This is a genomic window from Sinorhizobium sp. CCBAU 05631 (genome assembly GCF_002288505.1).
Taxonomy (GTDB): Bacteria; Pseudomonadota; Alphaproteobacteria; order Rhizobiales; family Rhizobiaceae; genus Sinorhizobium; species Sinorhizobium fredii_C.
In genome coordinates this window covers 2,582,260-2,599,499 of sequence record NZ_CP023063.1, presented here as the reverse complement: position 1 = coordinate 2,599,499, position 17,240 = coordinate 2,582,260, and the positions used below count along the sequence as shown (strand labels likewise).

Genomic DNA, 17,240 nt, shown 5'->3' with positions numbered 1-17,240 from the left:
GCGGACAGATTCCGCCTGCGAAAGAAGTGTGTCTGTCGCTGCAGCGATCCGTGCCTTGGTTCGCACAAACCTCGCTGCAGTGCATTGAAGTGATGCATGGCTTCTCCTTGGATCGGGGATTTGATTTGGGGAGCGAGCATTCGGGCGGCTCGGTTCAAGCGCCGACTCGGCAATCGAACATGTACCCGCATTCAGCGAGGGCCTGGTTGCGGGGCGGAGAGGGGGAGTATTGAGCCAGATTGTCTTTATCGCAAAGGAATCGGATTCCGACGAGCCGCGCGTCGCGGGCTCCGTCGAAAGCGTCAAAAAGCTGAAGTCGCTGGGTTTCGACGTCGTCGTCGAGGCCGGCGCGGGCTCGCGGTCGCGGGTGCCGGATGAGGAATTCGAGAAGGCCGGGGCGCGGATCGGCAGCGCCGCCGATGCCGGCAGCGCCGACGTCATCCTCAAGGTGCGCCGGCCGACGGCCGAGGAAATCGGCGGCTACAAGTCCGGGGCGATCGTCATCGGCATCATGGATCCCTACGGCAACGACGCGGCGATCGCCGCGATGGCTGAGGCCGGGCTGACCGCCTTCGCGATGGAACTGATGCCGCGCATCACCCGGGCGCAATCGATGGACGTGCTTTCCTCGCAGGCGAACCTTGCCGGCTACCAGGCGGTGGTCGACGCGGCGCATGAATACGACCGGGCGCTGCCGATGATGATGACGGCGGCCGGCACGGTGCCGGCGGCCAAGGTGTTCGTCATGGGCGCCGGCGTTGCCGGCCTGCAGGCGATCGCCACCGCACGGCGGCTCGGCGCCATGGTGTCGGCGACCGACGTCCGCCCGGCGGCCAAGGAGCAGGTCGCCTCGCTCGGCGCCAAGTTCATCGCCGTCGAGGACGACGAGTTCAAGGCCGCCGAGACCGCCGGCGGCTACGCCAAGGAAATGTCGAAGGACTACCAGGCAAAGCAGGCAGCGCTGGTCGCCGAGCACATCGCCAAGCAGGACATCGTCGTCACCACGGCGCTGATCCCCGGCCGGCCGGCGCCGCGGCTGGTGACCCGCCAGATGCTCGATTCGATGAAGCCCGGCTCGGTCGTCGTCGACCTTGCCGTCGAGCGCGGCGGCAATGTCGAAGGCGCCGAGGCCGGCAGGGTCGTCGAGATCGGCGGCGTCAAGGTCGTCGGCCACCTCAACGTGCCCGGCCGCATCGCTGCCTCGGCCTCGCTGCTCTATGCCAAAAACCTCGTCACCTTCCTGGAGACGATGGTCTCGAAGGAGGAAAAGGCCTTGGCGGTCGACATGGAGGACGAGCTCGTCAAGGCGACGGCGCTGACCCACGGCGGCGCCGTGGTGCATCCGGCCTTCGGCGGCGCGAATGGGGGGGACAAGTAAATGGCGAACGAACTTCTCGACAAGGCGCTCACCGACCTCGAACGGGCGGTGGAGGCGGTGAGGACCGCGGCCGAATACGTGCCGGATGCGGCCGGCGCGGTGGCGCATGGCGCCACCGGCGGGGCGATCGACCCCTTCGTCTTCCGGCTGGCGATCTTCGTGCTGGCGATCTTCGTCGGCTACTACGTCGTCTGGTCGGTGACGCCGGCGCTGCACACGCCGCTGATGGCGGTCACCAATGCGATCTCCTCGGTGATCGTCGTCGGCGCGCTCTTGGCGGTCGGCATCTCGGCCTCAGGCCTGGCCACCGGCTTCGGCTTCGTCGCGCTGGTGCTCGCCTCGGTCAACATCTTCGGCGGCTTCCTGGTCACCCAGCGGATGCTCGCCATGTACAAGAAAAAAGACAAGTGAGGCGGGCCGATGAACGCTAACTTCGCAGCCTTCCTCTATCTCGTCTCCGGCGTGCTGTTCATCATGGCGCTCAGGGGCCTGTCGCATCCGACCAGCAGCCGCCGGGGCAATACCTACGGCATGATCGGCATGGCGATCGCCATCGTCACGACGCTCATGCTCGCCCTGCCGTCGATCGGCGGCTTTCTGATGATCGTCGTCGGCCTTGCCATCGGCGGCGGTGTCGGCGCCGTCATCGCGCGGCGCATCGCCATGACCTCGATGCCGCAGCTGGTCGCCGCCTTCCACTCGCTCGTCGGCCTCGCCGCGGTGATGGTGGCGGCCGCGGCGATGTACGCGCCGGAAAGCTTCGGCATCGGCGCCATCGGCGACATCCATTCGCAGGCGCTGGTCGAAATGTCGCTCGGTGTCGCCATCGGCGCGATCACCTTCACCGGCTCGGTGATCGCCTTCCTGAAGCTCGATGGCCGCATGTCGGGCAAGCCGATCCTCTTGCCGGCACGCCACCTCGTCAATGCGGGCCTTGCGGCCGCGCTCGTGGCGCTGGTGATCATGCTGGTCTTCACCGAGAGCACCACGGTCTTCTGGCTGATCGTCGCCCTGTCGCTCGTCCTCGGGGTGTTGATCATCATCCCGATCGGCGGCGCCGACATGCCGGTGGTGGTGTCGATGCTGAACTCCTATTCCGGCTGGGCGGCGGCCGGCATCGGCTTCACGCTTGGCAACCTGGCGCTGATCGTCACCGGGGCGCTGGTCGGCTCCTCCGGCGCGATCCTCTCCTACATCATGTGCAAGGGCATGAACCGCTCGTTCGTCTCGGTGATCCTCGGCGGCTTCGGCGGCGAGACGGCAGCCGCGGGCGGCGACGACGGCATCCAGCGGACCGTCAAGCAGGGCTCGGCCGACGACGCCGCCTTCCTGATGCAAAACGCCTCGAAGGTGATCATCGTGCCCGGCTACGGCATGGCGGTGGCCCAGGCCCAGCATGCGCTGCGCGAGATGGGCGACCAGCTGAAGGCGGCCGGCGTCGAGGTCAAATACGCCATCCATCCGGTTGCCGGCCGCATGCCCGGCCACATGAACGTGCTTCTCGCCGAGGCGAACGTCCCCTATGACGAGGTGTTCGAGCTCGAGGACATCAACTCGGAGTTTGCCCAGGCCGACGTCGCCTATGTCATCGGCGCCAACGACGTCACCAACCCGGCGGCGCGCGACGACAAGACCTCGCCGATCTACGGCATGCCGATCCTCGACGTCGATAAGGCCAAGACCTGCCTGTTCGTCAAGCGCTCGCTCGGCTCCGGCTATGCCGGCATCGACAACACGCTGTTCTACAAGGACGGCACGATGATGCTCTTGGGCGACGCCAAGAAGGTCACCGAGGAAATCGTCAAGGCCATTAATCACTGAGGCGTGACGCCGGCGCTTCGATGCCGAATGCCCGCCTCACTCAGGCGGGCATTCGCTTTTGTAGGACTGAAAGACCACGGCCCCGGTTCCGTTGCGAGGTAGGCGGCCGCATTCGAAGTCATGGGAGCCGGCGGCGGCGGCCTTCCGGCCGCTCCGGCGCTGCCTTGCTGGAGTCGGAGCCTCACATAGGTCCCCGCCGCCGCGGAAGCCTCATGCACCGTCGAGTTGCACGTTGGAGAGCTGCAGCCAGGGCGGGTTGTCGGCGTACATTTCGCGAATGAGCTGCTTGATCTCTTCGACCCGGCCTTTCGCGTCGTCGCGCCTGAAGCTCATGATGATCGGCGAGGTGGCGTTCTCGTCCTTTATGGTGCGATAGCACACGTCGTCGGGCCTTTGCCGCTGCGACGCCGCGGGAATGACGCACAGGCTCATTCCGGCCGCCACAATGCCCAATGCGGTCTGAATTTCGCGAACCTCTTCCACGCTGCCAGGCGAAATGCCCTGTTCGGACAACATGTTGAGGACCTCGTCGGCAAAGCTCGGGCGCGGAGCCGAGGGATAGACGATGAGCGGTTCCCCCTCCAGTTCGGCGAGCGCGATCGGCTCGGTCGATACCGATTTCGGATGCCCCTTCGGAAAGGCGACGACCAGTCGTTCCTCCCGCAGCGTCAGCCTCTCGACCTCCCTGTCGTTGAAGCGAACCCGGCCGAAGCCGAGATCGATCCGCCTCTCCTTGAGGGCCGTGACCTGCTCGGTCGACATCATTTCCCGGATTTCGATGTCGAGATCCGGCCAGCGCCGGCGCATGCGGCGGACCAGGTCCGGCATGCCGCCATAAAGGGTCGAGCCGACGCAGCCGATGACGTAACGCTCGCGTTTCGACAGGCCGATCTTGCGCGTCTGCTCGCGCATATGCTCGGTCCGGGCAATGATCTGTCCGGCCTGCTCGTAGAAGAAGCGACCGGCCTCGGTCAGATCGAGCGGCCGGCTCGACCGGTCGATCAGCAGAACGCCGAGTTCGTCTTCCAATTGCTGGATCTGCCGACTGAGAGGCGGCTGCGCGATATGCAGGATTCCCGCCGCACGCGAGAAGTTCCGCTCGCGCGCGACGGCAAGAAAATAGCGCAGCTGCCTCAGCTCCATGGCTATACCTTTCAGGTATCAAATCCAACTTATATAGTTTTGGACTGATTTTACAGTGGGCGCTAATTTCCTTGCGATCAAGGGAGGAAAGCCGGGTGTCTACCGAAATCCGCATCAGCGCGATCGAAACCATTATACTCGATCTGCCCACCATCCGGCCGCATCGCCTGTCGATGGTGACGATGAACCGGCAGAGCATGACCATCGTCCGCGTTCGCTGCTCCGACGGTTTCGAGGGGTTCGGGGAGGGGACGACGATCGGCGGTCTCGCCTATGGGCCGGAAAGCCCGGAAGGCATGAAGCTGACGATCGACGAATATATCGCGCCGCTGCTCATCGGCCGCGATGCGTCGCGCATCCAGGCTGCCATGGACGTCGTCGTCAAGGCGGTCAAGGGCAATCACTTCGCCAAATGCGCGGTGGAGGCGGCCCTGCTCGATTGCCACGCACGCCGCCTCGGTCTGCCGATGTCGGAACTGCTCGGCGGGCGGCGGCGCGACAGCCTGCCCATCGCCTGGACGCTGGCCTCCGGAGACACCGCCCGGGACATCGACGAGGCGCAAGCCATGCTCGACCGGCGGCGCCACAGGGATTTCAAGCTGAAGATCGGCGTCAAGTCGATCGAGGAAGACATCCATCACGTGGCCGCTATCCGCAAGGCGCTGCCGGACATGGCCTCCATCCGCGTCGACGTGAACATGGCGTGGCGCGAGCGGGAGGCGCGCAACGCGATCGCGGCTCTGGCCGACGCCGGCTGCGTGCTGGTCGAGCAGCCGGTAGAGGGGATCGGATCGCTCGCCCGCCTGCGGCGGACTTCACCGATCGCCATCATGGCGGACGAGGTTCTGGTCGGGCCAGAAAGTGCGCTGGAGGCGGCGACTGCAAGGGCTGCCGACGTGTTCTCGATCAAGATCGAGCAGGCGGGAGGATTGTTTGCCGCCGCCCGGGTGATCGCGATCGCGGAAGCCGCAGGCGTCAGCATCTATGGCGGCACCATGCTGGAGGGGCCGATCGGCACGATCGCTGCCTCTCAGTTGATGGCAAGCGTCAAGGAGCTGGAATGGGGCACCGAGTTCTTCGGTCCCCTGCTTCTGACCGAGGAGATCCTGGACGAGCCGCTTCGCTTCGAGAACTTCCAACTGCAACTGCCGAAAGGTCCCGGGCTCGGCGTGGCTCTTTCAATGGAAGCCGTCGATCGTTTCCGCAGGGACGGCAAGCACGCTTCGACCCTGCGCGTGGTGGGGTGAGATCATGCTGTTTCATGTCGAGATGACCGTCAGTCTGCCGCACGATCTGCCCTCGGGCGTCGCTGCGGAGCTCAAGGCCACGGAACGCGAGCGGGCACAGGAACTGCAGCGTTCCGGCAAATGGCGCCACCTGTGGCGCGTGGCCGGCCGCTACGCGAATGTGAGCATTTTCGATGTGAGCGGGCCGGGAGAACTGCACGAGGTCCTGGCCACCTTGCCGCTCTTTCCCTTCATGGACGTCAAGGTCGTGCCGCTCTGTCGGCACCCTTCGTCGATCCGCGAGGACGATACCTAGACCCTTCGTCGGCGGCACTCCCGGGAGGATGGAGCCGCTGCAGTTCAAGACAATCCAAGTGGAGGAACGAACATGAACGTGAAGATTTTCGACAGGCCTGACATTCGGGACTTTCTCAAGACCCTCAGCGGTCTCGACAAGGAAGGCGGCAATCCGCGCGTCAAAGAGATCGTTCATCGGATCATGTCGGACCTGTTCAAGGCCATCGACGATCTCGACATCACCCCCGACGAATACTGGACCGGCATCGCCTGGCTCAACGAGATCGGCGCGGCCGGCCAGGCCGGCCTGATCTCGCCCGGTCTCGGCCTCGACCACTTCCTCGACGAGCGTCTCGACGCCATCGACGAGGCGCTCGGGATCGACAATCCCACCCCGCGCACGATCGAGGGGCCGCTCTATGTCGCCGGCGCGCCGGTTTCGGAAGGCTTTGCGCGACTGGACGACGGCACCGATGCCGACGGTCACACGCTCATCGTGCACGGCACCGTCCATGATGCCGACGGCAAGCCGCTGCCGGGCGCGACCGTCGAAGTCTGGCACTGTGACACCCGCGGCTTCTACTCGCACTTCGATCCGACGGGAAAGCAGGCGCCGTTCAACATGCGCCGCACCATCGTCACCGACGAAAGCGGCCGCTACAAGTTCCAGAGCATCGTGCCGCACGGTTACGGCGTGCCGCCCGGCAGCCCGACGGAGCAGCTTCTTTCCGCGCTCGGCCGACACGGCCAGCGCCCGGCACATATCCACTTCTTCATCAGCGCCGACGGTCATCGCAAGCTGACGACCCAAATCAACATCGAAGGCGATCCGCTGGTCAACGACGATTTCGCCTATGCGACCCGTGAGGGGCTTGTGCCATCCGTTGTCGAAAGGACCGACGAGGTCAGCATCAGGGCGAACGGCTTGAACGGCCCGTTTGCGGAGATCAAGTTCGACATTCACCTGACGGCCCTGGTGAACGGTGTCGACAATCAGATAAACGAGCAGCGCAAGCGCGCGGCCGCATGAGGCTCGGCGGCCGAACGGCCGCCACGTGAGTAACCAACGTCACCACCGACATTGTTGCAAAGGCTGTGCCAAGGACAGCGCGCCCTTTGCGGGAGATAGGTCATGTCTGCGATCATCGACAAAGCCCGGGATCTCGATCATCTGCTCGCCACCGCCGTGCAGGACGACAAGGAGGCCGGCATTTTCCGTTGCCGCCGCGACATCTTCACCAATGAAGACCTGTTCGAGCTGGAGATGAAGCACATCTTCGAGAGCAACTGGGTGTACTTGGCACATGAGAGCCAGATCCCGGAAAACAACGACTACTACACGACCTATATGGGCCGTCAGCCGGTGGTCGTCACCCGCGACAAGAACGGCGAACTCAATGCGATCATCAATGCCTGCGCGCATCGCGGGGCAATGCTTTGCCGGCGCAAGCATGGCAACAAGGGCAGCTTCACCTGTCCCTTCCACGGCTGGACCTTTTCCAACACCGGCAAGCTGCTCAAGGTCAAGGACGAGAAGTCCACCCAATATCCGGAGCAGTTCGCCAAGGACGGCTCGCACGACCTGAAGCGCCTGCCCCGCTTCGAAAGCTATCGCGGCTTCCTATTCGGCAGCCTGAAGGAGGACGTCGCGTCGCTCGAGGCGTTCCTCGGCGAGACGAAGGTCATCATCGACCAGATCGTCGACCAGGCTTCGAACGGGCTCGAAGTGCTGCGAGGCAACTCGTCCTACATCTATGACGGCAATTGGAAGCTGCAGATGGAGAACGGCTGCGACGGCTATCACGTCAGCTCGGTCCACTGGAACTACGCCGCCACCATGGGCCGGCGCAAGGAGGAGGGCACGAAGGCGGTCGATGCCAACAGTTGGAGCCGATCCGTCGCCGGCGTCTACGGTTTCGAGAACGGCCATATCCTCTTGTGGACGAACACGATGAACCCGGAAGTGCGTCCGGTCTACGACCAACGCGACGAGATCAGGGCACGCGTCGGCGAGGTGAAGGCGGATTTCATCGTCAACCAGACGCGCAATCTCTGCATCTACCCCAATGTCTTCCTGATGGATCAGTTCTCGACGCAAATTCGCGTGACCCGGCCGATCAGCGTCGACAAGACCGAGATCAGCATCTTCTGCTTCGCGCCGAAAGGAGAAAACGCTGCGGACCGAGCGCTGCGCATCCGGCAATACGAGGACTTCTTCAACGTGTCCGGAATGGGCACGGCCGACGATCTGGAAGAATTCCGCGCCTGCCAGGCCGGCTATGCCGGCACCGCCGCGCTCTGGAACGACCTGTCGCGGGGCGCACCGCTCTGGATCGACGGTCCTGATGAGAACGCGAAGCGAATGGGCATCGAGCCGCTCCTGTCCGGCGAGCGCAGCGAAGACGAGGGCCTGTTCGTCCGCCAGCACGAATATTGGGCCAAGGTGATGCGCGAGGCGCTGACGGCCGAGAAGAGCGGAGTCGTCGCATGAGCATTTTCTACGAAGCCATCTGCGCGTTCCTTTACCGGGAAGCCCGTCTGCTGGACGATCGCGAGTGGGACGAATGGCTGACCTGCTATGCGCCAGACGTGACCTACTGGATGCCGGCCTGGGACGACGACGACCAGATCACCGATGACCCGCAGTCGCAGATCTCGCTGATCTACTATCCGAACCGCGACGGTCTGGAAGACAGGGTGTTCCGCATCAAGACCGAGCGCTCCGGCGCCTCCACGCCGGAGCCGCGCACCAGCCACAGCGTGACCAATGTCGAAGTCTTGGAAGTCCGCGGTGATGAAGTCGACGTGCGCTACAACTTCCACACGTTGAACCATCGTTACAAGGTCACCGACCAGTTCTTCGGCACGATGTTCGTGACGCTGCGCAAGAGCGACGACGAGCTGCTGATCTCCAACAAGAAGATCGTGCTGAAGAACGACTACATCCGCCAGGTCATCGACGTCTATCACATCTGACGGGCGTTGCCGGCCGGCACAGGAATTGATGAGGAGGGTTCTATGGCCTGCTACAGAATTGCGTTGAACTTCGAGGACGGGGTGACCCGCTTCATCGAGTGCAAGGACGGCGAGAAGGTTCTCGATGCGGCCTTCCGCAACAAGATCAACCTGCCAATGGACTGTTCCGACGGCGTGTGCGGCACCTGCAAGTGTCGCGCCGAGAGCGGCAGCTACGACCTAGGCAACGATTTCATCGACGATGCGCTGACGGCGGAGGAGGCCGAAAGCGGGCTTGTGCTGACCTGCCAGATGAAGCCGGCTTCGGATTGCGTGATCGCGGTGCCGACGACATCCGTGGCCTGCAAGACCGGGCAGCAGAGATTCTCGGCCACAGTGGCGCGCGTCAGCCTGCACAACGACGCGGCGACCGTGCTGGAGCTTGAGGCGGAGGCCGCGCCTGCCTTCCTGCCTGGCCAGTATGTCAATATCGAGGTGCCGGGCAGCGGTCAGAGCCGCTCCTATTCGTTCAGCACAGCGCCCTGCGAAGGCCGCATCGGCTTCCTCATCAAGAAGATACCCGGCGGCCTGATGAGCAGCTGGCTGGAGCGCGCCGAAGTCGGCGCGAAGCTGGAGCTGACAGGACCGCTGGGGAGCTTTTATCTCCGCCACGTCCAGAGGCCACTCTTGTTCCTGGCCGGCGGCACGGGGCTCGCGCCGTTCCTGTCGATGCTGGAAGTGCTCGCCCGCGAGAGTTCTGGGCAGAAGATCCACCTAATCTATGGCGTGACGCGCGATCTCGATTTGGTTCTCGTCGACGAAATCGAAGCCTATGCGGCGCGCCTGCCCAACTTCAGCTTCGCGACGGTGGTGGCCGAGGATTCTTCCGGCCACCCGCGCAAGGGCTGGGTGACACAGCATATGCCCACCGAGGTGCTGCACGGCGGCGACGTCGACGTCTATCTCTGCGGCCCGCCGCCGATGGTCGATGCTGTTCGCAGGCATTTCGACGACAGCGGCGTTAAGCCGAACAGTTTTCACTATGAGAAGTTCACGCCCAATGCGGTCGTGAAGGAGGCTGCGTGAGCAGGGTGCGCTTCGCGGATCGTTTTGCCGGCAAGGTGCTGGTGGTGACCGGCGCGGCGCAGGGCATCGGCCGCGCCGTGGCGATCCGCGCCGCGGAGGAGGGCGGACGGGTCGTCTTCGTCGATCGTGCCAATTTCGTCGCCGATGTGGCGACCGAGGCCCGCGACGCTGAAGCCGCGGCTTTCAGGACCGACCTAGAAACCTATGAAGGTGCGGCTGCCGCGATGCGCTTCGCCGAAGAACGCTTCGGCGGCATCGACATCCTCATCAACAATGTCGGCGGGGCGATCCGCATGCGCCCCTACGGTGAATTCGAGCCGCAGCAGATCGATGCCGAGATCCGCCGCTCGCTGATGCCGACGCTCTACTGCTGCCACGCCGTGCTGCCGCATCTCGTCGCGCGCGGCGGCGGCACCATCGTCAATGTGTCGTCGAATGCGACGCGCGGCATCCATCGGGTGCCCTATTCGGCTGCCAAGGGCGGGGTGAATGCAATCACCCAGTCGCTGGCGATGGAGTTGGCGGAGCGCAACATCCGCGTGGTCGCTACCGCCCCGGGCGGCACGGAAGCGCCGCCGCGGCGCGTCCCGCGCAATGCCGGCGGCGACACGGAGGCGGAGAAGGGCTGGATGGCCGAGGTCGTTCACCAGGTGAAGCAATCCAGCTTCGTGAAGCGCTACGGGACCATCGAGGAACAGGTGGCGCCGATCCTGTTCCTGGCCTCGGACGAGGCGTCCTACATCACCGGCAGCGTGCTGCCCGTGGCCGGGGGCGATACCGGCTGACATTTCAAGACTGACTGCGTAGCAACTCGGGGAGGAGCGATGATGCGCACTATCGATGTGAATGAAGCAATAGACAACAATCCGTTCGGGGGATTCCAGTGGCTGGTGGTGGGGCTCTGCGCCGTGCTGCTGATCGTCGACGGCTACGACGTCTTCGTCGCCGGCACCGTCCTGCCGACGCTGATCGCCGAATGGGGTCTGAGCAAACCCCAGGCCGGCGCGCTGCAGGCCTGGGCGCTGTTCGGCATGATGTTCGGCGCCCTGTTCTTCGGGCCGCTGGCCGACAGGATCGGCCGGAAGAAGGGCATCGCGATCAGCTTTCTGCTGTTCACCGTCTCGACCCTTCTCACCGGCTTTGCAGGTTCGCCGGAACAGTTCAAGGTCTTCCGCTTCTTCGCCGGGCTCGGCTGCGGCGGGCTGATGCCGAATGCCGTGGCGCTGATGAACGAATATGCGCCGAAGCGCCTGCGCGGCACCATGGTGGCGCTGATGTTCTCCGGCTATTCGGTCGGCGGCATGGTCGCGGCGGGCCTCGGCATCGGTCTCATCCCGCAATTCGGCTGGAAGCCGATGTTCTTCGTCGCCGCGCTGCCGCTGGTGCTGCTGCCGGTCATCCTGTGGAAGCTGCCGGAATCGCTCGGCTTCCTCATTCGCCAGGGCGAGCAGGAAAAGGCTAGACAAATCTATGCGAAGATCGTCCCGTCCGCGCGCCTCGTCAGTGAAGACAGGCTGGTCTTCTCCGAAGCCAAGGGCGCGTCTGCGTCGGTCGCCGAACTGTTCCGGCACCAGCGGACGCTGCGCACGCTGATGCTGTGGGTCGCCTTTTTCTGCTGCCTGTTGCTCGTCTATCTGCTCTCGTCCTGGCTGCCGAAAGTTCTCCAGGAAGCCGGCTATGCCGAAAAGGCGAGCCTGCTCAGCCTCTTCTCGCTCAACTTCGGCGGCATGGCGGGCGCGATCGCCGGCGGCTGGCTCGGCGACCGCTTCGGTTTGCCGAAAGTGGTGGTCGCCTTCTTCGTTGCAGCGACTGCCTCGATCGCGCTGATCGGCTTCAACCTGCCGGCGGGACTGCTGTTCCTGATGGTCTTTATTGCCGGCGCTACGACGATCGGCACGCAGATCCTGCTCTATGCCAGCGTCGCGCAGCTCTACAATCTCTCCGTCCGGTCGACCGGGTTGGGTTGGGCCTCGGGCGTGGGCCGCATCGGCGCCATCGTCGGCCCGACGCTCGGCGGCGTGCTCCTCGCGCAGCAACTTCCGCTCCAGCAGAACTTCCTGATTTTCGCCATCCCCGCGGCGGTCTCGGCGCTCGCCATGCTGGTCTTCGCGGTCAGCAACGCCCGCCGCGCCGGCACCGTCCAACTCGCTGCCGCGTAGGGCGGTGGTACGATGAGCGGTGGCCCGAGCCGCTCATCACGCTTCTGCCGACGGCCGATCGTAACCCGGCCGTCGGCGCCTTTCTCGCGGCGAGCACGGTCGACACTACGTCATAGGATGAGTGTTCGTCCGAATCGCCCGTAAGCCTCTTCAAAAAAACCGAAGCCCTCGAGCCGTGCCCTATCTAGATCTCGAAAGTCACCGCCTTCATTACCGTATCGACGGCGATACGGCCGCTTCCGGCAAGCCTTGGCTCATGTTCTGCAATTCGGTCGGTACCGACCTGCACATGTGGGCTGCGCAGGTGGCCGCGCTCTCGCACCAATATCGCCTGCTGCGTTACGATCGCCGCGGTCATGGCCTGTCTTCGGCACCGCCGCCGCCCTATGCGCTGTCCGATCTTGGTCACGACGTCATCGCGCTGCTCGATGCGCTTGAGATAGAGCGGGCGCATTTCTGCGGCCTCTCCATCGGCGGTCTGACCGGACAGTGGCTGGCCATTCATGCCGGAGAACGGCTGGACAAGCTTGTTGTGTGCGCGACGTCCGCCAAGATCGGCACCGCGGAAAGCTGGGTCGCGCGCATTGCCGCCGTGCGGGAAAACGGCATTGGGGAGCTCGCCGCCGCCACCGCCGAGCGCTGGTTCACGCCGGAGTTCAGAACCGCTGAAGGCGGCACCGTCCGCGAGATGCGTGACACGTTCGCCGCGACCAAGGTCGACGGCTATATCGGCTGTTGCGCAGCTCTGGCCGGGGCGGATCTGCGGGAGGAAGTCGGCCGGATCGCAAACCCCGTGCTTGCCGTCTCCGGCGAAGACGATCCGGTGTGTCCGCCGGCCGATTTGGAGGGCATCGCCGTTGGTGTGCACTGGGGTCGCCACGTCTCATTGCCGGGCCGCCATATGGTCAATGTCGAGTCGGCTTCGGCATTCAATGCTGCGCTTATCGAGTTTCTCGACAGCGATTGGTGACTCGGCGGCAAGGCGAACGGCTTGCGGTGTAACTGCACGATCATCATATTGCGGTCAATAAAGGCGAGCGCGAGGTTTCGACGATGGTCATTCTGACAATTCGGAATGTGCCCGATGAAGTGCATCGCGCCCTGCGCGTGCGGGCTGCGCTACACGGCCGCAGCACGGAGGCGGAAGTCCGCGACATTCTGGAAAGTGTCGTGAAGCCGGAGCAGCGCGTCCGCATGGGAGACGTCCTCGCTGATCTCAGCCGGCGGCAGGGGCTGACCAATGATGATTTCGCGGTACTCGACCAGCGTCGTGACGAGGCAGCAGAGCCAATAAGGTTCGAATGATCGTCTTGGATACGAATGTCGTTTCCGAGGCGATGAAACCAGAGCCCAACCCGGCCGTCCGTTCCTGGCTGAACGCGCAGGTCGCCGAAACCCTGTATTTGTCGAATGTAATGCTGGCCGAAATGCTGTTCGGCATCGCTGCGTTGCCGGACGGTCGGCGAAAGCAGCACTGACCGAAACGCTTGATGGCATGCTCGGCCTGTTCGGCGATCGCATATTGCCGTTCGACACCGGCGCTGCTCGGCACTACGCCGCCTTGGCTGTGAAAGCCAGAACGGCCGGCAAGGGGTTTCCGACCCCCGACGGATATATTGCCGCCATTGCCTCCTCTAACGGGTTCATCATAGCGACACGCGACATCGGCCCCTTTGAAGCGGCAGGGCTAACCGTTGTAAATCCTTGAAATAATGCATAGTCCAAAGACACTGAACCGCAGGCTCTTGCCTTCCTCTTTGGTCGAATCGGCGCAAGCGAGACATGGACTGGTCGGCTCGGGGCCTTAAGCTGCCATTGGCAGCGCACCTCTTTAGACCGGGCAACGACCACGCAGCGATCTTCCGCCACTCGGCGCCGCTCCCGGCGACCGCGCTCCTACGTGGCGACCGTACAAGCTGTGGCCGAAATCCGCGCCGAAGGCTGCCTTTACGGTCAGCGCAGGGGGCTCGCCCGACGGCTCGCCGCCATTCCGGCGAGCCAAGTCGCGCTCCAGTACCGCCTGCGCCCCTCGAAGACATGGCCCCGCACCGGCCGCCACCTCCCACCGCCAGCTCCCCCGACATGTCACAAAAAAATCCATAATCGCCGTTGCGGCGTGACATAACTTGCGCTATATATCTGACCGATCGGTCGGTTAATGAAAATTACCGATCCAGTGGGAGGAGTCACATGCCTGAGGCTTTCAGCCTGCGTCCTTTATGGACCCCAGCACCAGCCGACGCTTCGCGGGCCCGAAGCTCCTGGCGGCCTTCTGTGTTGATTCCCTGCCGGAGACGGCCGACAATATGGGCGAGGACTTCGGCGTCAGCTGCGCCGATCAGGATGCAGTCGCCGAACGCAACGAAGCGCGCGGGGCCGCGGCACAAAGTGCGGGTTCGTCCGCTCAGCATAAGCGGCGCACGGCTGGTGACGACCGCCACCCATCAGCTTCACCGCCAGGGCGGTCGCGCGTGCGCTGTGCAGGATGTGCATCGGCGTCGGCCAGGCCTTTGCCATCATTCTCTGACGGAGGAGTAGGACCATGTATGCGCAAATGGTGAAAACCGACGCTGCCCGCGTCAAGGGTCTCGGCGAGATGGATGCGCAAGAGCGCGCCTTCCAGCAGCGCATCGATGCGGGCCAAAAGATCGAGCCGAAGGAATGGATGCCGGAAGGCTACCGTAAGACGCTCATCCGCCAGATCAGCCAGCACGCCCATTCCGAAATCGTCGGTCAGTTGCCGGAAGGCAACTGGATCACCCGTGCGCCGACGCTGGAGCGCAAGGCGATACTGCTTGCCAAGGTCCAGGATGAGGCCGGCCACGGCCTCTATCTCTACTGCGCCGCCGAGACGCTCGGGATCAGCCGCGATCAGATGTATGACCAGTTGCACAGCGGCAAGGCAAAATATTCCTCGATCTTCAACTATCCGACGCTCTCCTGGGCGGACATCGGTGCCATCGGCTGGCTGGTCGACGGCGCGGCGATCATGAACCAGGTGCCGCTGCAGCGCTGTTCCTACGGGCCCTATGCGCGCGCCATGGTGAGGATCTGTAAGGAGGAAAGCTTCCATCAGCGCCAAGGCTTCGACATTCTGGCGAAGATGGTGAAGGGCACGCGGGCCCAAAAAGCGATGGTTCAGGATGCGCTGGACCGCTGGTGGTGGCCGTCGCTGATGATGTTCGGCCCCTCCGACGATGCCTCCGTCCACTCGGCCCAGTCGATGGCCTGGAAGATCAAGCAGAACTCGAATGATGAGCTCCGTCAAAAGTTCGTCGATCAGACGGTGCCCCAGGCCGAGTATCTAGGACTCACCGTTCCAGATCCGGACCTCAAGTGGAACGACGAAAAGGGCGGCTACGATTTCGGCGAGCCGGACTGGAGCGAGTTCTTCGAGGTGATCGCCGGCAACGGCCCCTGCAATGCTGAACGCCTCGGGGCGCGCAGGAAGGCCTGGGAGGATGGCACCTGGTTCCGCGACGGCCTGACGGCGCATGCGGAGAAGGTCGCGGCTCGACGCGCCAAGTCGATCGCTGCCGAGTAGAGATAGGGAGAGAGCAGCATGTCCAGCGAATGGCCCCTTTGGGAGGTTTTCATCCGCGGCCAACACGGGCTGAACCACCGACACGTGGGCAGCCTGCATGCGCCGGACGCGGAAATGGCAATCAACAACGCCCGCGACGTCTACACGCGCCGCAATGAGGGCGTCAGCATCTGGGTGGTGCGTTCGAGCGACATCGTCGCCAGCGCGCCCTCTGAAAAGGGGCCGCTTTTCGAGCCTTCGAATTCGAAGGTCTACCGCCATCCGACCTTCTTCGACATTCCCGACGAAGTGGGGCACATGTGATGGGTAGAGCAACCGTGACGGACACGGCCGTCGACCGCGCCGCACTTTTCGAGTTCCTGCTGCGCATGGGCGACAGCACCCTTGTCCTCGGCCATCGCCTTTCGGAATGGTGCGGCCACGGCCCGGCGCTCGAGGAAGACATCGCGCTCGCCAACACGGCGCTCGACTTTATCGGCCAGACGCAGTTGTGGCTGGGTCTCGCGAGCGAGGTCGAAGGCGAGGGCCGCAGCGCCGACGATCTCGCCTATCTCCGGGACGCGCGCGATTTCCGTAATCTGTTGCTTACAGAACGTCCGAACGGCGATTTCGGCAAGACGCTGATGCGCCAGTTCCTTTTCGACGCGTGGCACTACCTCTGTCTGAGGGCGCTGTTAGGCTCTTCCGATGCGCGCGTTGCCGCGATCGCCGAGAAGGCGTCCAAGGAGGTGGCCTACCATCTCCAGCGCAGCCGCGACCTCGTCATCCGGCTCGGTGACGGAACGGCGGAAAGCCATGCCCGCATGCAGGAAGCGCTTGATGATCTCTGGCCCTATACCGGCGAGATTTTCATGAACGAAGCCTCCGACGCGGCCCTTGTCGCCGCCGGTGTGGCGCCCGAGCCCGCAAGCCTCAAGGCGGAATGGGATGCGCTGGTTGCGGAAGCGCTCTCAGAGGCGACGCTGAAGAAGCCCGCCGACGGCTATATGCACAGGGGCGGCAAGCGCGGCATTCATACGGAGCATCTCGGCTACGTGCTCGCCGAGCTGCAGTTCCTGCAGCGCGCCTATCCGGGCGCCACCTGGTAGGAGGCTTTGATGGCAACCGCGACGCTTCCGTCGATCAAGGATGTCTGGGACTGGCTGGCGCAAGTGCCCGACCCGGAGATTCCGGTCATTTCGGTTACGGATCTCGGCATCGTTCGTGATGTCGCCTGGGACGGCGGCACGGTGGTGGTGACGGTGACGCCGACCTATTCGGGCTGTCCCGCCACGACGGTGATCAACCTGGATATCGAACGGGCGCTCCATGAAAAGGGGCTTAAACGCGTCAGGCTCGAACGCCGGCTCTCGCCGGCCTGGACCACCGACTGGATCAGCGCCGAGGGCCGCGACAAGCTCAAGACCTATGGGATCGCGCCGCCGGTCGACGGTACGGCCGCGGACGGAACGCTGCTCAAGCGGATCGACCGTCTCTCCGGTCGCCCGAGTCTGACGGTCGGCTGTCCCCGCTGCGGATCCTCACGGACCGAAAAGGTCAGCCAGTTCGGGTCGACTCCGTGCAAGGCGAGCTATCGCTGCTCCGACTGCCTAGAACCGTTCGATTATTTCAAGTGCATCTGACGCGATCCA

18 protein-coding genes and 1 pseudogene are annotated in these 17,240 nt (G+C 64.0%); 18 read left to right on the top strand and 1 reads right to left on the bottom strand.

The annotated features are described in order from the left end of the window. The first annotated feature begins 229 nt into the window (after positions 1-229). Genes SS05631_RS12780 through SS05631_RS12770 form a run of 3 tightly spaced genes read left to right on the top strand, consistent with a single transcriptional unit; the run spans position 230 to position 3,199 of the window. Positions 230-1,378 (top strand): Re/Si-specific NAD(P)(+) transhydrogenase subunit alpha, encoded by a 1,149-nt coding sequence (locus SS05631_RS12780; RefSeq protein WP_095677991.1) that lies wholly within the window; start codon positions 230-232, stop codon positions 1,376-1,378. Further along, positions 1,379-1,789 carry a proton-translocating transhydrogenase family protein gene (locus tag SS05631_RS12775; protein ID WP_012709410.1) on the top strand — a complete coding sequence of 137 codons (411 nt, stop codon included), beginning with the start codon at positions 1,379-1,381 and terminating at the stop codon, positions 1,787-1,789. It begins immediately after the preceding gene. 9 nt (positions 1,790-1,798) lie between these two features. Next, on the top strand, positions 1,799-3,199 hold the full coding sequence (locus SS05631_RS12770) for an NAD(P)(+) transhydrogenase (Re/Si-specific) subunit beta (RefSeq protein ID WP_095677990.1): 1,401 nt from the start codon (positions 1,799-1,801) through the stop codon (positions 3,197-3,199). Between the two features lie 210 nt (positions 3,200-3,409). Here SS05631_RS12770 and SS05631_RS12765 read toward each other — a convergent pair whose 3' ends face one another. Further along, complete coding sequence (locus tag SS05631_RS12765) at positions 3,410-4,342, bottom strand: LysR family transcriptional regulator (RefSeq protein ID WP_037414415.1); 933 nt, start codon at positions 4,340-4,342, stop codon at positions 3,410-3,412. A 95-nt stretch (positions 4,343-4,437) separates the two neighbouring features. Between SS05631_RS12765 and SS05631_RS12760 the strand changes: the two genes are divergently transcribed. The 15 genes and pseudogenes from SS05631_RS12760 (at position 4,438) to paaD (ending at position 17,231) form a co-directional block, all read left to right on the top strand. Continuing rightward, positions 4,438-5,589, top strand: coding sequence for a muconate/chloromuconate family cycloisomerase (locus tag SS05631_RS12760; protein ID WP_037414417.1), 1,152 nt, complete (start codon positions 4,438-4,440; stop codon positions 5,587-5,589). 4 nt (positions 5,590-5,593) lie between these two features. Continuing rightward, positions 5,594-5,884, top strand: coding sequence for a muconolactone Delta-isomerase (gene catC, locus SS05631_RS12755; protein WP_037414419.1), 291 nt, complete (start codon positions 5,594-5,596; stop codon positions 5,882-5,884). Between the two features lie 72 nt (positions 5,885-5,956). Further along, a complete protein-coding gene (gene catA, locus SS05631_RS12750; RefSeq protein WP_037414421.1) occupies positions 5,957-6,895 on the top strand; it encodes a catechol 1,2-dioxygenase in 939 nt (312 codons plus the stop codon). Between the two features lie 102 nt (positions 6,896-6,997). Beyond that, entirely contained in the window at positions 6,998-8,356 is a 1,359-nt protein-coding gene (locus SS05631_RS12745; protein WP_037414423.1) for a Rieske 2Fe-2S domain-containing protein, read from the top strand. After that, complete coding sequence (gene benB, locus SS05631_RS12740) at positions 8,353-8,841, top strand: benzoate 1,2-dioxygenase small subunit (protein WP_037414425.1); 489 nt, start codon at positions 8,353-8,355, stop codon at positions 8,839-8,841. The genes SS05631_RS12745 and benB overlap by 4 nt, the downstream gene beginning before the upstream one ends. A gap of 42 nt (positions 8,842-8,883) precedes the next feature. Further along, positions 8,884-9,906 (top strand): benzoate 1,2-dioxygenase electron transfer component BenC, encoded by a 1,023-nt coding sequence (gene benC, locus SS05631_RS12735; protein ID WP_037414427.1) that lies wholly within the window; start codon positions 8,884-8,886, stop codon positions 9,904-9,906. Next, the gene (gene benD, locus SS05631_RS12730; RefSeq protein WP_037414428.1) at positions 9,903-10,691 is read left to right on the top strand and encodes a benzoate diol dehydrogenase BenD; all 789 of its coding nucleotides are present in this window, start codon (positions 9,903-9,905) and stop codon (positions 10,689-10,691) included. The genes benC and benD overlap by 4 nt, the downstream gene beginning before the upstream one ends. A gap of 39 nt (positions 10,692-10,730) precedes the next feature. Next, entirely contained in the window at positions 10,731-12,065 is a 1,335-nt protein-coding gene (locus SS05631_RS12725; RefSeq protein WP_083853869.1) for an MFS transporter, read from the top strand. Between the two features lie 121 nt (positions 12,066-12,186). After that, on the top strand, positions 12,187-13,035 hold the full coding sequence (gene pcaD, locus SS05631_RS12720) for a 3-oxoadipate enol-lactonase (protein WP_348628836.1): 849 nt from the start codon (positions 12,187-12,189) through the stop codon (positions 13,033-13,035). Between the two features lie 83 nt (positions 13,036-13,118). Next, positions 13,119-13,370 (top strand): plasmid stabilization protein, encoded by a 252-nt coding sequence (locus tag SS05631_RS12715; RefSeq protein ID WP_037414431.1) that lies wholly within the window; start codon positions 13,119-13,121, stop codon positions 13,368-13,370. After that, positions 13,367-13,773, top strand: a pseudogene (locus SS05631_RS12710) (type II toxin-antitoxin system VapC family toxin). The gene SS05631_RS12715 and the pseudogene SS05631_RS12710 overlap by 4 nt, the downstream one beginning before the upstream one ends. An 834-nt stretch (positions 13,774-14,607) precedes the next feature. Continuing rightward, positions 14,608-15,609, top strand: coding sequence for a 1,2-phenylacetyl-CoA epoxidase subunit PaaA (gene paaA, locus SS05631_RS12700; RefSeq protein ID WP_037414433.1), 1,002 nt, complete (start codon positions 14,608-14,610; stop codon positions 15,607-15,609). Positions 15,610-15,627: 18 nt separating this feature from the next. Further along, positions 15,628-15,912 carry a 1,2-phenylacetyl-CoA epoxidase subunit PaaB gene (paaB, locus tag SS05631_RS12695; protein ID WP_026614670.1) on the top strand — a complete coding sequence of 95 codons (285 nt, stop codon included), beginning with the start codon at positions 15,628-15,630 and terminating at the stop codon, positions 15,910-15,912. Further along, complete coding sequence (gene paaC, locus SS05631_RS12690; RefSeq protein WP_037414436.1) at positions 15,912-16,697, top strand: 1,2-phenylacetyl-CoA epoxidase subunit PaaC; 786 nt, start codon at positions 15,912-15,914, stop codon at positions 16,695-16,697. Before paaB ends, paaC begins: the two co-directional genes overlap by 1 nt. A 9-nt stretch (positions 16,698-16,706) precedes the next feature. Further along, the gene (gene paaD, locus SS05631_RS12685; RefSeq protein ID WP_037414438.1) at positions 16,707-17,231 is read left to right on the top strand and encodes a 1,2-phenylacetyl-CoA epoxidase subunit PaaD; all 525 of its coding nucleotides are present in this window, start codon (positions 16,707-16,709) and stop codon (positions 17,229-17,231) included. Positions 17,232-17,240 lie beyond the last annotated feature (9 nt).

Coding starts and splice junctions, on each gene's coding strand:
- SS05631_RS12725 (WP_083853869.1), top strand. CDS start 10,731: ATGATGCGCACTATCGATGTGAATGAAGCAATAGACAACAATCCGTTC.
- paaB (WP_026614670.1), top strand. CDS start 15,628: ATGTCCAGCGAATGGCCCCTTTGGGAGGTTTTCATCCGCGGCCAACAC.
- SS05631_RS12745 (WP_037414423.1), top strand. CDS start 6,998: ATGTCTGCGATCATCGACAAAGCCCGGGATCTCGATCATCTGCTCGCC.
- catC (WP_037414419.1), top strand. CDS start 5,594: ATGCTGTTTCATGTCGAGATGACCGTCAGTCTGCCGCACGATCTGCCC.
- paaD (WP_037414438.1), top strand. CDS start 16,707: ATGGCAACCGCGACGCTTCCGTCGATCAAGGATGTCTGGGACTGGCTG.
- benC (WP_037414427.1), top strand. CDS start 8,884: ATGGCCTGCTACAGAATTGCGTTGAACTTCGAGGACGGGGTGACCCGC.
- SS05631_RS12715 (WP_037414431.1), top strand. CDS start 13,119: ATGGTCATTCTGACAATTCGGAATGTGCCCGATGAAGTGCATCGCGCC.
- SS05631_RS12770 (WP_095677990.1), top strand. CDS start 1,799: ATGAACGCTAACTTCGCAGCCTTCCTCTATCTCGTCTCCGGCGTGCTG.
- catA (WP_037414421.1), top strand. CDS start 5,957: ATGAACGTGAAGATTTTCGACAGGCCTGACATTCGGGACTTTCTCAAG.
- SS05631_RS12775 (WP_012709410.1), top strand. CDS start 1,379: ATGGCGAACGAACTTCTCGACAAGGCGCTCACCGACCTCGAACGGGCG.
- SS05631_RS12765 (WP_037414415.1), bottom strand. CDS start 4,342: ATGGAGCTGAGGCAGCTGCGCTATTTTCTTGCCGTCGCGCGCGAGCGG.
- benB (WP_037414425.1), top strand. CDS start 8,353: ATGAGCATTTTCTACGAAGCCATCTGCGCGTTCCTTTACCGGGAAGCC.
- paaA (WP_037414433.1), top strand. CDS start 14,608: ATGTATGCGCAAATGGTGAAAACCGACGCTGCCCGCGTCAAGGGTCTC.
- paaC (WP_037414436.1), top strand. CDS start 15,912: ATGGGTAGAGCAACCGTGACGGACACGGCCGTCGACCGCGCCGCACTT.